We start from the raw sequence: 16,085 nt of genomic DNA on the forward strand, positions 1-16,085 counted from the left end.
CGTCTTTCAATTTCGTCATTCCCGCGACAGCGGGAACCCGGTAGCAACGGCTGAACTGGGTTCCCGCTGTCGCGGGAACGACGAGGGTTGGATAATCGATGAGACTTCGAATAGCCGCACTTGCTCTGCTCGCGGCCTGCGTCGCCCCCGCTGCCGCCCAAACCGACGACGCCTATGCTCCCGCGCGCGCCATTGTTGCCGACATCGGCAAGATCGTCACGCCGAACGGTGTGCAGGAGACGTTCGAAGCGACGCTGGGCGGCGCGCGGCAGGTTGTGAACGTGCGCGGCGCGGACCGCGACAACCCGATTCTCGTTTTCGTTCACGGCGGCCCCGGCGCCGTCGAAATGCCTTTTGCATGGGCATTCCAGCGGCCGTGGGAGGACGTTTTCACGGTCGTCCAGTACGACCAGCGCGGCGCCGGGCGCAGCTATCCGCTGAACGATCCGGTGGTGCTCACGCCCACGATGACGCCCGAGCGTTACCGCGACGACGCCATCGAATTGATCGAACTGCTGAAGACACGCTATGGCAAGCGCAAGGTCGTCCTGATGGGCCACAGTTGGGGCTCGATCGTCGGCCTGTCGGTTGCGGTCAAACGCCCCGATCTGCTCTACGCCTATGTCGGCGTCGGCCAAGGCATAGATTTTCGCGAGGGCGAGAAAGCCGGCATGGCCTGGACACGTGCAAAGGCGCTGGCCGCCGGGAACAAGGAGGCCGTTGCAGCGATCGACGGCCTCGCGCCCTATCCGCAGGGCAACTTCACGATCGAGAAAGCCGATGGCTGGCGCAAATATGCGATCCCCTACGGCTCGCTGATCCACAACAAGCCCGATCTGAAATATTATTTCCAGACCCCACGGCTTTCGCCCGAATATTCCGCCGCCGACGTTCAGGCGTGGGGCAAGGGCAGCGAATTTTCGGTAAAGACGCTGTGGCCGCGTCTTGCCGATGTGAGCTTCCGGGGTGTGCACAGGATGGACGTCCCGGTGATCTTCCTGCTCGGCCGCCACGACTATACCGTTCCTTCACCGGTCGCCGCCGACTGGTTCGCGCAGGTCAAGGCGCCGTCGAAGACGCTCGTGTGGCTCGAACATTCTGCGCATATGCCGATGGTCGAAGAGCCGGGACATTTCTTTGCCGCATTGCTGAACGACGTGCTGCCGCTGACGAAAGAGAAGAAATGATCGCCTATCTTCTGCCGATCGGCCTGCTGTTCGTCTCGAACATCTTCATGACCTTCGCCTGGTACGGCCACCTCGGCGACATGTCGCGGCCGATCTGGCTCGCGGTGCTGCTCGCCTGGGGGCTGGCCTTCTTCGAATATTGCCTGGCCGTTCCGGCGAACCGGATCGGCTATAGCGTCTACACCGCCGCCGAACTCAAGACCTTGCAGGAAGTGATCACGCTCATCATCTTTGCGGGCTTCGCGGTCTTCTGGCTCGGCGAGAAGCTGACGGTGAATCATCTCGTCGGCTTTTCACTGATCGCGGCGGGCGCCTTTTTCATCTTCAAGGGGCCGATCGCGGCCTGACAGGAACGATATCATGGAAACCCGTGCCGGCGACCCCGGAGCCTTCGCCCGTTTTGACCTAAACCGCGTCCCTTCACCGGCCTTCGTCGTCGATGCGGCGAAGGTTCGCGCGAACCTGTCGGTCCTCCGCCACATCGGCGACGCGTCGGGCGCGCGGGTGCTTGCCGCGCTCAAGGCCTTTTCGATGTGGCCGCTCGGCCCGACGGTTGCGCACTATCTCGACGGGGTGTGCGCCTCGGGGCTTTACGAAGCCAAGCTCGGCCGCGAGGAATATGGCGGCGAGGTTGCAACCTATTGCGCAGGCTACAAGGAAGTGGATCTGCCCGAAATAGCGGCGCTGTCCGATCATCTGATCTTCAATTCGCCGGGACAAATTGCACGCTTCCGTCCGCTGCTCGCCGAATTGCGCGCCAAGGGTGTGACCTTCGATGTCGGGCTGCGCATCAATCCGCAGCATAGCGAAGGCGATGTCCCCAAATATGACCCCGCGGCGCCGTACAGCCGGCTCGGTTTTCCGATCAGCCAGCTTTTGCCCGAACATATGGACGGCGTGGATGGCGTGCATATGCACACGCTGTGCGAGCAGGATTTCCCTCCGCTCGCGCGCACCTGGGCGGCGGTCGAACCGATGCTGCGTCCCTTTTTCCGCCAGCTCAAATGGATCAATTTCGGTGGCGGCCACCATGTGACGCGCGCCGACTATCAAACGGATGACCTAATCGCCTTCCTGAAGCAGGTGCGCGCATCGACCGACTGCGACGTGATGATCGAACCCGGCGAAGCCGTCGCGCTTGATGCGGGCATCCTCGTCGGAGAAGTCCTTGACCTGTTCGACAATGGGATGGCGATCGGCATCACAGACATTTCCGCAACCTGCCACATGCCCGACGTCATCGAGGCGCCCTATCGCCCGGCGATGCTGGGGGAGGAAAGCACGGGCAAGCCGGTTCGGCTCGGCGGCCCGTCCTGTCTCGCCGGCGATGTGATCGGCGATTACCGGCTGCCCGGTGGCGCGCGCATCGGCCAGCGCTTCGCCTTCCTCGACCAGGCGCATTATTCGATGGTGAAGACGAACAGCTTCAACGGCGTCCCGCTGCCATCTATCTGGCTGTGGGATAGCGAGAGCGACGAACTGACGGAAATACGGCGCTTTTCCTATGAGGATTTCAAAGCGCGGCTCGGTTGAACGCCAGAAGTTAACGCGCGGTCCGATAAGGGTCTTTACAGGGGGGACCCCCCGCCATATATGCGCACCCCGCTGCCCCAGGGGGACTTCCAATAACCGCAAGGCAGCCTTTGATGTTTAACGTTAATTTTGGGGGTCCCTTGAGTTGCACCAGCATCATAGCGCCCACGGGCTGATTCAGGCACTTTCGCCGGTCGAACCTGTTACGCTTGTCCGCCCGCACGCCGCGCGGCGCGCAGCGCGTTTCTTCATCGAGCGATTTCCCGGCACGACCATGTATGCGGTCAAGGCGAATCCGTCGCCCGATCTGCTGCGCGTGCTGTGGGATTCGGGCGTCACCCATTTTGACGTCGCCTCGATCGCGGAAGTGCGTCTCGTTGCCCGCACGCTGCCCGGCGCCACCTTGTGTTTCATGCACCCGGTCAAGGCCGAAGAAGCCGTCCACGAAGCCTATTTCAAATATGGCGTGCGCACCTTCTCGCTCGACACGATGGACGAACTTCAAAAGATCGTCCGCGCGACCGAGGGCGCGCAGGATCTCAACCTGCTCGTCCGTCTGCGCGTCTCGTCCGATCATTCGAAGCTGAGCCTCGCCGCCAAATTCGGTGCCGAGCCCGAAGATGTCGCCGAACTGCTGATGGCGACCCGTCAGGCGGCCGATGCTCTGGGCATCTGCTTCCACGTCGGCAGCCAGGCGATGACGCCGCACGCCTATGCGCAGGCGATGGAACGTGTGCGCGCGGCAATCGTGGCGGCCGCGGTGACGGTCGATATCATCGATGTCGGCGGCGGCTTTCCGTCGTCCTATCCGGGCATGGAGCCTCCGCCGCTCGACGCCTATTTCGACACGATCCACCGCAGCTTCGAGAGTCTGCCGATCAGCTATTCGGCCGAGCTGTGGTGCGAACCGGGCCGCGCGCTGTCGGCTGAATATAGCTCGCTGATCGTGCGCGTGGAAAAACGCCGCGGCGAAGAGCTTTACATCAACGACGGTGCCTATGGCGCGCTGTTCGATGCCGCGCATGTCGGTTGGCGCTTCCCCGTTTCGCTGATCCGCGAGACGGCGAGCGACGAGATGACGGCGTTCAGCTTCTATGGTCCGACGTGCGACGACCTCGACCATATGGCGGGCCCCTTCTATCTCCCGGCCGATGTGAAGGCCGGCGATTTCATCGAGATCGGCATTCTCGGCGCCTATGGCTGCGCGATGCGGACGCGGTTCAATGGCTTCGGTGCCGAGGAAACCCACGTCGTCAGCGACGAACCGATGGTGAGCCTCTACACCGGCGAAGTCGAGCAGGAACGCCGCAGCGCGACGGTGACCAAGCTCTTCTGAGCCAGCGGAAAAAGCCAAACGAAAAAGGGCTGGCGCAGCGATGCGCCAGCCCTTTTTTCCATTGCGCCCGCAGGTCGGGCTACCGCGCTTTCGCCTTTTGCCCCAACGCCTGCAGTTCGGCCTTGCTGACCTGATTGTCGCGGTTGCTGTCGGCGGCATCGAACATCGGCATCGGCCCGCCGACGAACTCGGCGCGCGAGATGCGACCGTCGCGATTCTTGTCGAAATCGCGGCGCAGCTGCGTCATGCGGTCGCCATCCCAGCGCGACCGCGCCAGCGCGGGCAAGTCGTCCCTGCTGAAATAGCCATCGCCGTTGCGATCCATCTTCGCCCAGCGGCCGACGCGATAGTGCTGAAACTCGGCGCGGCTTACGGCGCCGTCGCCATTGCGGTCGGCGTCGCGCAATTCCTGCGCAGCGCGTTCGAAATCGCCGCCGGGCGCGGCCAGCGCACCCATTGCCGGAAGAAACGCCGCAAAGGCGGCAAGCGGCAAGACAGTCCTGATTCGCATAAATATCCTGATAGCGTCTCGATGCCGTTACGGGAGGGGCGATGGGGACGCCCCTCCCAACCGGGGTGGGTCTGGAGGGGGGAGGCCCCGGTTAACGGCAGGGGATGACGGCGCCCGACGCGTCGGTGCAAGTTCCGCTGTGAACAGGCTTGCCCGTCGCGGGATCGATCGTCGTCGATCCCGAATAGCTGGTGCCGGTTGCCGAATTGGTGGCGCTCGTCGAACGACCGCCCGACCAGCTTCCGTCGGCTGCGCGCGCGACGGCGCCGCTGCTGTCGAAGGTGCCGCGCGCGCCGGTGGCCGACGCGCTGCCGCTGTGGGTCAGCGAACCGTCGGGTTTTACCGTCGTCGTCGACTGGCGCCTGCCCTTGCTTCCATTGGCACCGCGGAACGCACCGCCCGAGCGCGTGGTCACCGATCCATCGCCGTTCTGTACAGCGCCGCGGCCGCGGATCACGCCGCCCTTCGGCCCTGCGCTGCCGGCGACGACGCCGTTCGAACCGCGGGCGCGGAACGAACCCTGCCGAGCATCGGCGGTGGTAACGGCGGCAAGCGCAGCGGTCGCGACGAAGGCGGTCAAAATGCGGGAGGGGGTGTTCATCGGTTTCATCCTTCCTGATGGTGAAGACCAGCGTCCAATGCCCCTGCCCTGTATCGCGGCGATGTCGGCCAAACGCGACTGTGCGGCAAAATGCGACACAGGTGCCGCTTCGACATGCTTTGTCACATCTTTGGCTCTGGCGACGGTGCCACCGGGCTGGCATGTCGGGTCCATGGACGCCAAGCCACCCCGCATCCTGATTGTCGACGACGATTCCGAACTGCGCGCATTGCTCCAGCGCTTTCTGGCCGAGCATGGTTTTGCCGTACGCGCGGCCGACGGCGGCAAGGCGATGGATATCAGCCTGACGCGCGATCCGGCCGATCTGATCGTGCTTGATCTGATGATGCCGGGCGAAGACGGGCTGGCGATTGTGCGCCGGCTGCGCGAGCGCGACGAGACGATCCCGATCATCATGCTGACCGCGCGCGGCGATCCGGTCGATCGCGTGCTCGGCCTGGAAATGGGCGCCGACGATTATCTCGGCAAACCCTTTCTCCCGCGCGAACTGGTCGCGCGCATCAATGCGCTGCTTCGCCGTCTTTCGACTGACCGGGCAACGCTGCGCGACGAGGTGGTGACCATCGGGCCCTTCGTCATCAACTTTTCCGCCATGTCGGTGCGCCGCGAAGATCAGGCGCTGACGCTCTCGTCGCGCGAATTCGCACTGCTCGCCGCGCTCGCGCGGAGCGCCGGACGGCCGCTCAGCCGCGCGCAGTTGATCGACCGCGCGCTCGGGCGCGACGCCGAAGTGACCGACCGGGCGATCGACGTGCAGATCGGCCGTCTCCGCAAGGCGATTGGCGATGATGCCGCCAATCCCCGCTTCATCCGGACAATATGGGGCGTCGGCTATGTGCTGGCGCCGGGCACCGATGCTTAGGCGGCTGTTCAGTCGCAACGTCGCGATGCTGATCGGCGTCGTGCTCGCGGGGCAACTGCTCGCCGGGCTGCTGGTGCAGATATGGGTGATCGGCCCGCAAACGACACGCGTCGCCGACGTGACCGCCGACATGATCCATGCGCTGTCGACGACAGTGGGAAATCTGCCCGCCGATCGCCGCGCAGCCGTGATCGCCGACCTCAGCGACGGATCGCATTTGCTGATCCGCCCCGTTTCCGCTCCCCCGACCGACGGGCAGCGTTTTCCCACCTTCATCGAATATAGGTTCATGCGGGCGCTCGCCGCGCGCCTGACGACACAGCACAAGCTCGACTGGATTACCGACACGCGCGGGCGGCTGTGGATCAGGCTTGCGCTCGGCCCCGATGATTATTGGGTGAGCGTGACACCGCCGCGTCGGCGCAGCGCGATGACCAGCCTGCTCGCCGCGCTTGCGGCGGCCTTCCTCGTCGCGACAATCGCCGGCCTGTTCCTGCAGCGCCGGCTCGATCGCCCGCTGCGCCGTCTCGCCGCTTCGGTCGACGCCTATGACCCCGAACGCCTGTCGCCGCCCGTTGCGACCGACGGCCCGGCCGAGGTCGCGGCGGTTGCGACCGCCTTCAACCGGCTGACCCAGCGCCTGGCCCGCAACGATGCCGACCGCGCGTTGATGCTGGGCGGCGTCAGTCACGACCTGCGCACCCCGCTTACCCGTCTTCGCCTGTCGCTCGAGATGATCCGCGGCGACGACGAGCTCAAAAATGTCGCGGTGCGGCAGGTCGACCGCATCGAAGCCATGCTCGGCCAATTTCTCGATTTCGCGCGGGGGTTCGAATCCGAACCGATCGCGCGCACCGATCTCGCGCCGCTGCTGCGCCAGATCGTCGCCGATTGCGGGGCAACGGACGGCGCGACAATATCGCTCGGCGACAATATCGTCATCCGTACGCGCCCGCACGCGCTGGCCCGTGCTGTCGCCAACCTGCTCGGCAACGCGCTGCGCCACGGCGCCGCACCGATATCGCTTACCGCCCGGATCGCGGGCGACCGGCTGCGCATCGTGGTCCGCGATGCCGGGCCGGGGCTGTCCGCCGGCCAGGCCGACGCGATGCTGCGCCCCTTCGCCCGCGGCGATAGCGCACGCGGCGGCGACGGTGCGGGGCTCGGGCTGGCGATCACCGACCGCGCGGTCCGGGCGATCGGCGGACGCTTGCACTTTGCCCGCGACAGTGAGGGCTTCGCCGCGACCATCGACCTTCCGCTCGCAATAGACAATTGATCCGCTGGCGGATTTGCCCTTCCGTTTTGTTCCGCAACCATTCTATCGTGGCGGCGCAAAGCAGAGGGGAGGACAAGCAATGCGGACGTCATCAGCACGATCGAGATGGCGGCGTGCGCAGGCAGGGCGCGCGCGGGCATGACCATGTTGTCGGGCATCCGCATCATCGACCTGACCACGGTCATCTTCGGCCCCTATGCCACGCAGATGCTCGCCGATCTTGGAGCGGAGGTCATCAAGGTCGAGGCCCCGGGCGTCGGCGACGTATCGCGCTATCTGGGGTCCGCGCGCAGCGATCCGACGATGGGATCGATCCATCTGACCGTCAATCGCGGCAAGCGCTCGATCGCGCTCGATCTCAAGCAGCCCGCCGATGCCGCCGTGCTGCGCGATCTGATCGCCGGGGCTGACGTCTTCTTCCACAACGTCCGCAGCAAGGCGATCGAGCGGCTCGGTTTCGACTATGCGAGTTGCAAGGCGCTGAAGGACGATATCATCTACGTCCATGGCACCGGCTTCGGCCAGAATGGCCCCTATGCCGACCTTCAGGCTTATGACGACGTCATCCAGGCGGCGACGGGGACGACCAGCCTCTTGCCGCGCGTCGATGGCGACCCGCGGCCCCGCTATTTTCCCTCGCTGATCGCCGACAAGATCGCAGGCCAGTTCGGCGCGCAGGCGATTCTCGCCGCACTGGTCCACAAATTGCGCACTGGCGAAGGCCAGGCCGTCGAAGTCCCGATGTTCGAATGTTTCGCGGCCTTCATGCTCACCGAACATCTGCGCGATGCCGCGCTCGACCCGCCGATCGGACCTGCCGGCTATCCGCGCCAGCTCGATCCGAGCCGCCAGCCCTTCCCCACCGCCGACGGCTATCTGGCGATCGTACCCTATACGCCCGAATCGACCGCGCGGCTGATGACCTTGCTGGGCAGCGAGGCGCTGCTCGCAAGTCCGGCGTTCGAGGCGGCGCGCGCCGCCGGAACCCATATGTCGCTCGTCTATGCCGAAATCGCGCGCAAGACGCCGGCGAAGACCAGTGCCGAATGGCTGGAAATCTTTGCCGCCAACGATATCCCGGCGATGGTGGCGCGCGATCTCGACGATGTGATCGACGATCCGCATTTGCGCGCCTCGGGCTTCTTCCACCGGCGCGAGCATCCCGACGTCGGCTCCTTTTTCGAGATGCGCTCGCCCGTGCGCTATGGCTCCGCGCCGCATGTCGAACCCCGCTTCGCGCCGCGGATCGACGGCGACGGAGCCGCGATCCGCGACGAATTGGCGCGCGGCGCTCCCTGACATCAGTTTCCGTTGCATATTGCGACGCACGCCCTAGCATCGCGCGCAGGCGGCCAGGTCGTGAACGAGCCGCGAGGACAAGGGGGACTTTATGCCAGGAAATCTGCTGGCGGCCGGCGCGGTGCTCGTGCTCTGGACGCTCATCATGCTCGTCTGGGTTGCGGCAACGCGCTTCCCGGCGATGGCGAAGGCCGGAATCGACGTCAAAACGGCGCAGCCCGGCGGGCGCGGCGCCGATCTGGAGCCGGTGTTGCCGCCCGGCGTGAACTGGAAATCGCACAATTACACGCATCTGCTCGAACAGCCGACGCTCTTCTATGCGGTGATCGTCTTTCTGCACCTGTCGGGTGGTGACACGGCGCTGACGCAGGGCTTTGCCTGGGCTTATGTCGTGCTGCGCATCGTGCACAGCCTGTGGCAGGCGACGGTCAACCGGGTTCCGGTGCGTTTCGCGCTGTTTGCACTATCGACATTCTGCCTGCTCGCGCTGTCGGTGCTGGCCGTTATCGCAACCTTGGGCTGAGGGGGATATCATGGACACGAATGCAATATTGGGGCCGGTCGCGACGCTCGCGCTCTGGTCGATGGTCATGTGGGTGTGGATGTATGCGACGCGCATCCCCGCGATGAACCGCGCCAAGATCGACGCGAAGAATCTGGTCGGTACGACCGGGCGCGGGCTCGACGAGGTGCTTCCGCCCGAGGTGCAGTGGAAAGCCCATAATTATAACCATCTGATGGAACAGCCGACGGTCTTCTATGCCGTCGCGCTAGCGCTCGCGGTCGGCGGCATGGGCGGCGGGCTGAATGCCCAGATCGCCTGGGCCTATGTCGGCCTGCGTATCGTCCACAGCATTGTGCAGGCGACGGTCAACCGCGTGATGTGGCGCTTTGCCATCTTCGCGCTCGCCAGTCTCGCGCTGATCGCGCTATGTCTGCATGCCTTCATGGGTTTCGTGCTGCATTGATCAGCGACTGAACCGCGCGGCCAGTTCCACATGGGTCGACCAGCGGAACTGGCCGACGGGTTGCACCCAGTCGAGTCGATAGCCGCCCGCGACAAGCAACTTCGCGTCGCGGGCAAAGCTCGCCGGATTGCAGCTGACATAAGCGATCACGGGCGTCGCCGCGGCGGCAAGCTGCTTCACCTGCTCCTCGGCGCCGGCGCGCGGCGGGTCGAGGATCACGGCGCCGAAGCGGTCGAGCTCCGCAGGCACCAGCGGCCGCCGGAACAGGTCGCGATGCTCGGTCGCGACCAGCGCCCGCGCGCGGTTTGCGGCCCCCGTCAGCGCAGCGATCGCATCGCGCGCGCCCTCGGCGGCGTAGACTTTCCGTCCCGCCTGCACCGATAGCGCGAAGGTGCCCACGCCCGCGAACAGATCGGCCACCGCAGGCGCATCGCCGATTGCCTCGCGCACCGCGCCGAGCAGAGCCGCTTCGCCCGCAGTCGTCGCCTGCAGAAAGGCAAAGGGCGGCACTTCCACGGCAATGTCGCCGAAGCACACCGTCGGCGGTTCGGGTTGCCACAGGATTTCGAGCCCGTCGCCCTGATCGATGGCGAACCGCGCGAGCGCATGGGCGCCGGCAAAATCCTGCAGCGCCATCGCGGCATCGAGTCCCTCGGCCTTCACGCCTTCGAGGATGAGTTCGACGCCCTGATCGAGCCGTTGCAGCTTGACCTTCACCGGGCGCCGCTGCGGCGCGATAAGTCCGAGCAGATCGCGGATCGGAGCGATCAGCGCGAAGAGTTCGGGCGCGAGCAACGGACATTCGCGCATGTCGACGATCTGATTGCTCTGCGCGGCGTTGAAGCCGATCGCGACCTGTCTGCCCGCCTTGATCGCGGTGAGGACCGCGCGGCGGCGGCTATGGGGCGGCGACAGACGCGCGAGGCGGACATCGCCCGCCGTCACCTGCTGACCGGCGAGCGCCCCGGCAACGCGCTCGCGCACGAAATCCGCAAGCGCCGCCTCGCTGACATGCTGGAGCTGGCAGCCGCCGCATTTGCCGAAGTGTCGGCAGACCGGAACCGCGTGGTTCGGCCCGGCGACGAGCGTTCCGTCGGCGGCCACTTTGTCGCCCGGAACTCCGCCCGCGACATGGCGACCGTCGGCGGTTACGCCGTCGCCGCGCGCGGCGATGCGGACAATCAGGTCGGTTTCGGTCACGGGTATAGCTTTCGTCAGAACGGCGCGGCAACAAGATCGTCGGCGACAAGGCCGGCGCCTATACGCCGCGCCTGCGCAATATGCCAGCCGACGGCTGCGACCGCGGCATCGAAGGGGTCGCCGCCGCGCGCCAGCATCGCGCCGCACGCCCCCGCCAGGACATCGCCGGTCCCCGCCGTCGCAAGCCAGGGGCTCCCGGGCCAGGCCGCGCATATCCGCCCATCGGGCGCGGCGACCACCGTGTCGGCGCCCTTGTAGATCACGACGGAGCGCGCCCGTGCCGCCGCGGCACGCGCTCGGTCGATCTTGCTGCCGGTCGCTTCCGGAAAGGCGCGCGCGAACTCGCCCGCGTGCGGGGTCAGGATCGCGCTCCTGTCTCCGCCTTCGAGATTCGGAAGCGCGGCCGGGATCGCCGCCGCATCGAGCACCACCGGCGTCCGGCTTGCCAGCGCGGCGGCTAGTTGTTCATCGAGTGCATCGCCGGCGGGAAAGCCGGGGCCGATGACGAACGCGCCGACACGCGGATCGCCGAGCCGCCGGGCAAAGGCGTCGCCCTCTTCGGCGATGATCGCCGACAGCGGCGCCGGGCGATCGCTTTCGAGCACGACATAGCCCGCCCCGGCGCGCAGCGCCGCCGACGCACTCAGCGCCGCCGCGCCCGGCATCGGACCGGACGCGACCAGGACCATGCCGCGGCTATATTTATGCGCATCGGCGGCGGGCGCCCCGCGCGTCGGAGCAGGCAGCGTCTGCATATGGCGGTCCGCCGCAATCCCGATCGGTGCCAGCAGACAGCGCCCGCAGGCGGGTGCGGTCGGCAGCAGCACATGCGCGGGCTTGAGGGCGCCGAGCGCCAACGTCACGTCGGCAGCGAGCGGCGGCAGCCAGTCGGCGTCGCCGTCGCTCGCAACCCCGCTCGGCACATCGACGGACAATATCCGCCGCTCGGAAAAGCGCCGCAACATCGCTGCCAGATCATCGGCCAGCGGCCGCGTCAGCCCGGAGCCGAACAGCGCGTCGACGATCAATGGCGCCGCAGCCGTTTCGTCGCTCAGGCTTTCGACGGGTCCGTCCCAGGCATCGCGCGCGGCCTTGGCCAGATCGGTGGTGGGCAGGCCAAGCGCGGCAACCCTCACCGCCGCGCCGCGCGCCTTGAGCCGGCGCGCCGCGACATATCCGTCGCCGCCATTATTGCCCGGCCCGCAAAGGATCAGGATCGGCGCGCCTGCCGTCATGCGCCAGGCGAGATCGGCGACCGCGGCGCCCGCGCGCTCCATCAAATCCCCAAGCGACACGCCCGCGCGCACCGTCGCGGTCTCGGCCTCGCGCATCGCGGCAGCGGTCAGGATCGGTGCATCGGCGGGAACGGACATGCCCTTTCCTACCATGCGAGCGGGAAAAGTCGCGCTACTTCGCTCCGCCGGTGTTGGCAGGCAGCCGGTAGCGGTCGGGGCCAACCGCAACCTCTATCACCCCGTCGCCGATCACCGTCACCTTCGCCGGATCGACGCCATCGGCCGAAACGACCCCGCGGCCATCGGTTGTCACCTGCAGGCGGCGGTAGCCGCTGTCGCTGCGGCCGACGATCAGGATGGTGCCGTCGGCGCTGCTCATTTCGGCGATGGTGCAGGTGCGGTCGAACAGCTTGGCGCCGCCAAGCGCGCAGTCGATCCGTCCGCTGATCGCGGCGTCCTTCGACCCCTGCGCTTCGGCCTCGGCCAGCGCGCCATTGTCGGGACCGGCATTGCAGCCCGCCAGAACGAGCAGCAGCCCTGCCCCCGCGATAGATTTCATCCCTTGCCCTTCAACTGCGATAGGTCGCGCACGGCGCCGCGCGCCGCACTCGTCGTCATCGCAGCATAGGCCTGAAGTGCTACCGAAACCTTGCGCGGGCGCGCCTTTTCGGGTTGCCAGGCAGCCTCACCTTTGGCCTCCATCGCGGCGCGTCGCGCCGCCAGTTCGGCGTCGGGGACCGCCAGCGTGATTGTGCGGCTCGGGATGTCGATCTCGATCCTGTCGCCATTTTCGACCAGTCCGATCGTGCCGCCATCGGCCGCCTCGGGCGACACGTGGCCGATCGACAGCCCCGACGTGCCGCCGGAAAATCGCCCGTCGGTGATCAGTGCGCATGCGGCGCCCAGCCCCTTCGATTTGAGGTAGCTCGTGGGATAGAGCATTTCCTGCATCCCCGGCCCGCCCTTGGGCCCTTCGTAGCGGATGACGACGACGTCGCCCGCCTCGACCTGTCCGGTCAAAATGCCCGCTACCGCCGCATCCTGGCTTTCATAGACCTTCGCCGGGCCGGCAAATTTCAGAATCTTCTCGTCGACCCCGGCGGTCTTCACGATGCAGCCGTCGAGCGCGAGATTGCCCGACAAGACGGCGAGGCCGCCATCCTTGCTGAACGCGTGGGTGGCTGAGCGGATCACGCCATTTTCGCGGTCGAGGTCGAGCGAATCCCAGCGCCGGTCCTGGCTGAACGCCGTCTGCGTCGGCACTCCCCCGGGAGCCGCGAGGTAGAAGGTCTGCACCGCCGGATCGTTGGTGCGCGCAATGTCCCATTTATTGAGCGCGTCGCCCAGCGTCGCGCTGTGCACCGTCGGCAGATGCGCGTGGAGCAACCCCGCGCGTTCAAGTTCGCCAAGGATCGCCATGATCCCGCCCGCGCGGTGAACATCCTCCATATGGACGTCGCTCTTCGCAGGCGCGACTTTCGACAGGCACGGCACGCGGCGCGACAGCCGGTCGATGTCGTCCATCGTGAAATCGACCTCTGCCTCATGCGCGGCGGCAAGCAGGTGGAGCACGGTGTTCGTCGATCCGCCCATCGCGATGTCGAGGCTCATCGCATTTTCGAACGCCTCGAAACTCGCGATGCTGCGCGGCAATACCCGCTCGTCCCCTTCTTCATAATAGCGGCGGCACATGTCGACGATCATCGCGCCGGCGCGCAGGAACAGGGCCTTGCGATCGGCATGCGTCGCGAGCTGCGATCCATTGCCGGGCAGCGACAGGCCCAGCGCTTCGGTCAGGCAGTTCATCGAATTGGCGGTAAACATGCCCGAACAGCTGCCGCAGGTCGGACAGGCGGACCGTTCGACCGCCGCAACCTCTTCGTCGCTATAGGCTTCGTCGGCTGCGACGACCATCGCATCGACCAAGTCGAGCGCGACCTCCTTGCCCTTCAGAACCACCTTGCCGGCCTCCATCGGCCCGCCCGACACGAACACCACGGGAATATTGATCCGCAGCGCCGCCATCAGCATCCCGGGCGTAATCTTGTCGCAGTTGGAGATGCAGATCATCGCGTCGGCGCAGTGCGCGTTGACCATATATTCGACGCTGTCGGCGATCAGGTCGCGGCTCGGCAGCGAATAGAGCATGCCATCATGCCCCATCGCGATGCCGTCATCGACCGCGATGGTGTTGAATTCCTTGGCGACACCGCCCGCCGCTTCGATCTCGCGCGCGACCATCTGCCCCAGATCCTTGAGGTGGACGTGGCCGGGCACGAACTGGGTGAAGCTATTGACCACCGCGATGATCGGCTTGCCGAAGTCGCTGTCCTTCATTCCCGTTGCGCGCCACAGGCCGCGCGCGCCCGCCATGTTGCGGCCGTGGGTGGTGGTTCGCGAACGATAAGAAGGCATTTTAGCGTCTTTCTGATAATTTTATTTCATAAAATGGCGACAGAAGGCGCCTCTACACGCCTAACGCGGTAGAATCAAACCCAGTTTCCGGCCCATATTGGACAGCCGCTGCGCCCAGAGCGCATGCCCCGGCGGATCGCCGACCAGGTCCTGCCGCATCTCGATCCCGACATAGGGGATGTCATTCGCCTCGGCGTGGCGGTTCATCGTCGCGTTGAGCAGCTTGCCCGAATAGGGAAGCTGGTCGCCGACGATCAGCCCCTCGTCGCCGAGCGCTGCGATCGCTGCGGGCGCCAACCGCGCGTCCTCGTTATAGAGAACGCCGACATGCCACGGCCGCGCCTGCGCCGGATCGCTGGCGAGCGTGGGGGTGAAGCTGTGCAGCGAAAGGATCATCGCGGGCCGGCGCGCGGCGATCACCGCCGCGATATGATCGTGATAGGGGCGGAAAAAGCGCGCAATCCGTGCCTCGCGTCCGGCATGATCGAGCGCGTTGCCGGGGATCGCATGGCCGTCGCTGGCGATAGGCACCGCGCCCGGCGCATCCTCGTCGCGATTGCAGTCGACGACCAGCCGCGACACGCCGCCCAAAATCGCCGCGTCGACCGCGCCGTTCCGGACGAGCAACGCCGCGACTTCCGCAACGCCGATGTCGATCGCGATATGCTGCGACAGCAGCGCGGGGTCGATGCCGAGGTCGATGTCGGGCGGCACGGCCGCCGACGCATGATCGCCGATCAACAGCACCCCGCCGACGCGCGGCGTACCTAGTTGTTGCCACGCCTCGCTCATCGCAGCGCCCCCGTCATCTGCCACCAGCCGGGATGGCGCACGGCGATTGCCGCCGCCGCGGCATCGCGTTCGGCGGGCGCGTCGAACAGCGCGAAACAGGTTGCCCCCGATCCCGACATGCGCGCGAGCCACGGGCCCAGCCCGCCAAGCTCGGTCAATATGTCGGCGATCGCCGGGCATTGCGCGATCGCCGGGCGCTGCAAATCATTGCGCGCCGCAAACAATTGCGCGCGCAGGTCGGCGCCGGTGAACAGCGGGCCGCGATCAGTGCCGTCCCAGGCCGCGAACACCGGCCCGGTCGCGACGGGGGCGCGCGGATTGACCAGCAGCACCGGAGTCCCGCCCAGCGCCAGTTCGGGCACAGGGCTGAGTTCGGCGCCGGTCCCGACGCCAAGGCAGGTCGCGCTGGCGACGCAGGCGGCAATATCGGCGCCGAGCGTGCCGACGAGCCGCGCGAGCGCCGCATCGCCGACGTCGGGCAGAAAATGCGCCCGCACCAGCCGCGCCATCGCCGCCGCATCGGCCGAGCCGCCGCCGATCCCCGCCGCAACGGGCAATGTCTTGGTCAGGCGGGCGGCAAGCGGCGGCACGCGAGCCGCGCCATAGCGATCACGCAGCAAGGCGAGCACGCGCAGCACCAGATTGTCGGCGCCGGCGCTCAGCCCGTCGCCGAACGGCCCTTCGATGGTCAGATCATCGGCGTCCGACACCGCCGCCGCAATCGCATCGCCGCCGTCGACGAACGCGAACAATGTCTCGATCTCGTGATAGCCGTCGGCGCGCCGCGCCCGCACGTGCAGCGCGAGGTTGATCTTTGCCCAGCCGGTCTCGTGGAACAGGGTCATG

17 protein-coding genes are annotated in these 16,085 nt (G+C 66.4%); 9 read left to right on the forward strand and 8 right to left on the reverse strand.

The window, feature by feature from the left end; genetic code table 11:
• The first annotated feature begins 98 nt into the window (after nucleotides 1-98).
• From MU856_RS07990 to MU856_RS08005, 4 genes are all read left to right on the forward strand, one after another.
• Nucleotides 99-1,187, forward strand: coding sequence for an alpha/beta fold hydrolase (locus tag MU856_RS07990; protein ID WP_263588781.1), 1,089 nt, complete (start codon nucleotides 99-101; stop codon nucleotides 1,185-1,187).
• Nucleotides 1,184-1,534: a DMT family protein gene (locus MU856_RS07995; RefSeq protein ID WP_003043688.1), complete on the forward strand. Its 351-nt coding sequence runs from the start codon at nucleotides 1,184-1,186 to the stop codon at nucleotides 1,532-1,534. Before MU856_RS07990 ends, MU856_RS07995 begins: the two co-directional genes overlap by 4 nt.
• A 13-nt stretch (nucleotides 1,535-1,547) precedes the next feature.
• Entirely contained in the window at nucleotides 1,548-2,720 is a 1,173-nt protein-coding gene (locus MU856_RS08000; protein WP_263588782.1) for a carboxynorspermidine decarboxylase, read from the forward strand.
• A gap of 145 nt (nucleotides 2,721-2,865) precedes the next feature.
• On the forward strand, nucleotides 2,866-4,056 hold the full coding sequence (locus MU856_RS08005) for a type III PLP-dependent enzyme (RefSeq protein ID WP_062902609.1): 1,191 nt from the start codon (nucleotides 2,866-2,868) through the stop codon (nucleotides 4,054-4,056).
• Nucleotides 4,057-4,135: 79 nt separating this feature from the next.
• Here the strand turns inward: MU856_RS08005 and MU856_RS08010 are convergent, their stop codons facing one another.
• Both MU856_RS08010 and MU856_RS08015 read right to left on the reverse strand, forming a co-directional pair.
• Entirely contained in the window at nucleotides 4,136-4,567 is a 432-nt protein-coding gene (locus MU856_RS08010) for an EF-hand domain-containing protein (protein ID WP_062902610.1), read from the reverse strand.
• Between the two features lie 91 nt (nucleotides 4,568-4,658).
• Nucleotides 4,659-5,168, reverse strand: coding sequence for a hypothetical protein (locus tag MU856_RS08015; protein ID WP_186402071.1), 510 nt, complete (start codon nucleotides 5,166-5,168; stop codon nucleotides 4,659-4,661).
• Nucleotides 5,169-5,340: 172 nt separating this feature from the next.
• Here MU856_RS08015 and MU856_RS08020 point away from each other — a divergent pair, with 172 nt between their 5' ends.
• The 5 genes from MU856_RS08020 (at nucleotide 5,341) to MU856_RS08040 (ending at nucleotide 9,597) form a co-directional block, all read left to right on the forward strand.
• Nucleotides 5,341-6,051 carry a response regulator gene (locus MU856_RS08020; RefSeq protein ID WP_263588783.1) on the forward strand — a complete coding sequence of 237 codons (711 nt, stop codon included), beginning with the start codon at nucleotides 5,341-5,343 and terminating at the stop codon, nucleotides 6,049-6,051.
• Nucleotides 6,044-7,330 carry an ATP-binding protein gene (locus MU856_RS08025; RefSeq protein WP_263588784.1) on the forward strand — a complete coding sequence of 429 codons (1,287 nt, stop codon included), beginning with the start codon at nucleotides 6,044-6,046 and terminating at the stop codon, nucleotides 7,328-7,330. Before MU856_RS08020 ends, MU856_RS08025 begins: the two co-directional genes overlap by 8 nt.
• Nucleotides 7,331-7,468: 138 nt before the next feature.
• Nucleotides 7,469-8,629: a CaiB/BaiF CoA transferase family protein gene (locus MU856_RS08030; RefSeq protein WP_263588785.1), complete on the forward strand. Its 1,161-nt coding sequence runs from the start codon at nucleotides 7,469-7,471 to the stop codon at nucleotides 8,627-8,629.
• A 91-nt stretch (nucleotides 8,630-8,720) separates the two neighbouring features.
• Nucleotides 8,721-9,152 carry an MAPEG family protein gene (locus MU856_RS08035; RefSeq protein WP_058811540.1) on the forward strand — a complete coding sequence of 144 codons (432 nt, stop codon included), beginning with the start codon at nucleotides 8,721-8,723 and terminating at the stop codon, nucleotides 9,150-9,152.
• Nucleotides 9,153-9,162: 10 nt separating this feature from the next.
• On the forward strand, nucleotides 9,163-9,597 hold the full coding sequence (locus MU856_RS08040) for an MAPEG family protein (RefSeq protein WP_003043707.1): 435 nt from the start codon (nucleotides 9,163-9,165) through the stop codon (nucleotides 9,595-9,597).
• On the opposite strand, the gene MU856_RS08045 is transcribed toward MU856_RS08040, so the two are convergent.
• From MU856_RS08045 to MU856_RS08070, 6 genes are read right to left on the reverse strand one after another with little or no spacing between them, the layout of a single operon-like run.
• Nucleotides 9,598-10,797, reverse strand: coding sequence for a class I SAM-dependent RNA methyltransferase (locus MU856_RS08045; protein WP_186402076.1), 1,200 nt, complete (start codon nucleotides 10,795-10,797; stop codon nucleotides 9,598-9,600).
• A 14-nt stretch (nucleotides 10,798-10,811) separates the two neighbouring features.
• A complete protein-coding gene (locus tag MU856_RS08050; protein ID WP_234178766.1) occupies nucleotides 10,812-12,170 on the reverse strand; it encodes an NAD(P)H-hydrate dehydratase in 1,359 nt (452 codons plus the stop codon).
• Nucleotides 12,171-12,204: 34 nt separating this feature from the next.
• Nucleotides 12,205-12,591, reverse strand: coding sequence for a hypothetical protein (locus MU856_RS08055; protein ID WP_058811537.1), 387 nt, complete (start codon nucleotides 12,589-12,591; stop codon nucleotides 12,205-12,207).
• The gene (ilvD, locus tag MU856_RS08060; RefSeq protein ID WP_263588786.1) at nucleotides 12,588-14,447 is read right to left on the reverse strand and encodes a dihydroxy-acid dehydratase; all 1,860 of its coding nucleotides are present in this window, start codon (nucleotides 14,445-14,447) and stop codon (nucleotides 12,588-12,590) included. Before ilvD ends, MU856_RS08055 begins: the two co-directional genes overlap by 4 nt.
• A gap of 60 nt (nucleotides 14,448-14,507) precedes the next feature.
• Nucleotides 14,508-15,239 (reverse strand): N-formylglutamate amidohydrolase, encoded by a 732-nt coding sequence (locus MU856_RS08065; protein ID WP_263588963.1) that lies wholly within the window; start codon nucleotides 15,237-15,239, stop codon nucleotides 14,508-14,510.
• Nucleotides 15,236-16,084, reverse strand: coding sequence for a 4-(cytidine 5'-diphospho)-2-C-methyl-D-erythritol kinase (locus MU856_RS08070; RefSeq protein ID WP_263588787.1), 849 nt, complete (start codon nucleotides 16,082-16,084; stop codon nucleotides 15,236-15,238). The genes MU856_RS08065 and MU856_RS08070 overlap by 4 nt, the downstream gene beginning before the upstream one ends.
• Between the last annotated feature and the right edge of the window lies 1 nt (nucleotide 16,085).

The sequence above is a fragment of the Sphingopyxis sp. GC21 genome (assembly GCF_025727575.1).
Lineage (GTDB): Bacteria > Pseudomonadota > Alphaproteobacteria > Sphingomonadales > Sphingomonadaceae > Sphingopyxis > Sphingopyxis terrae_A.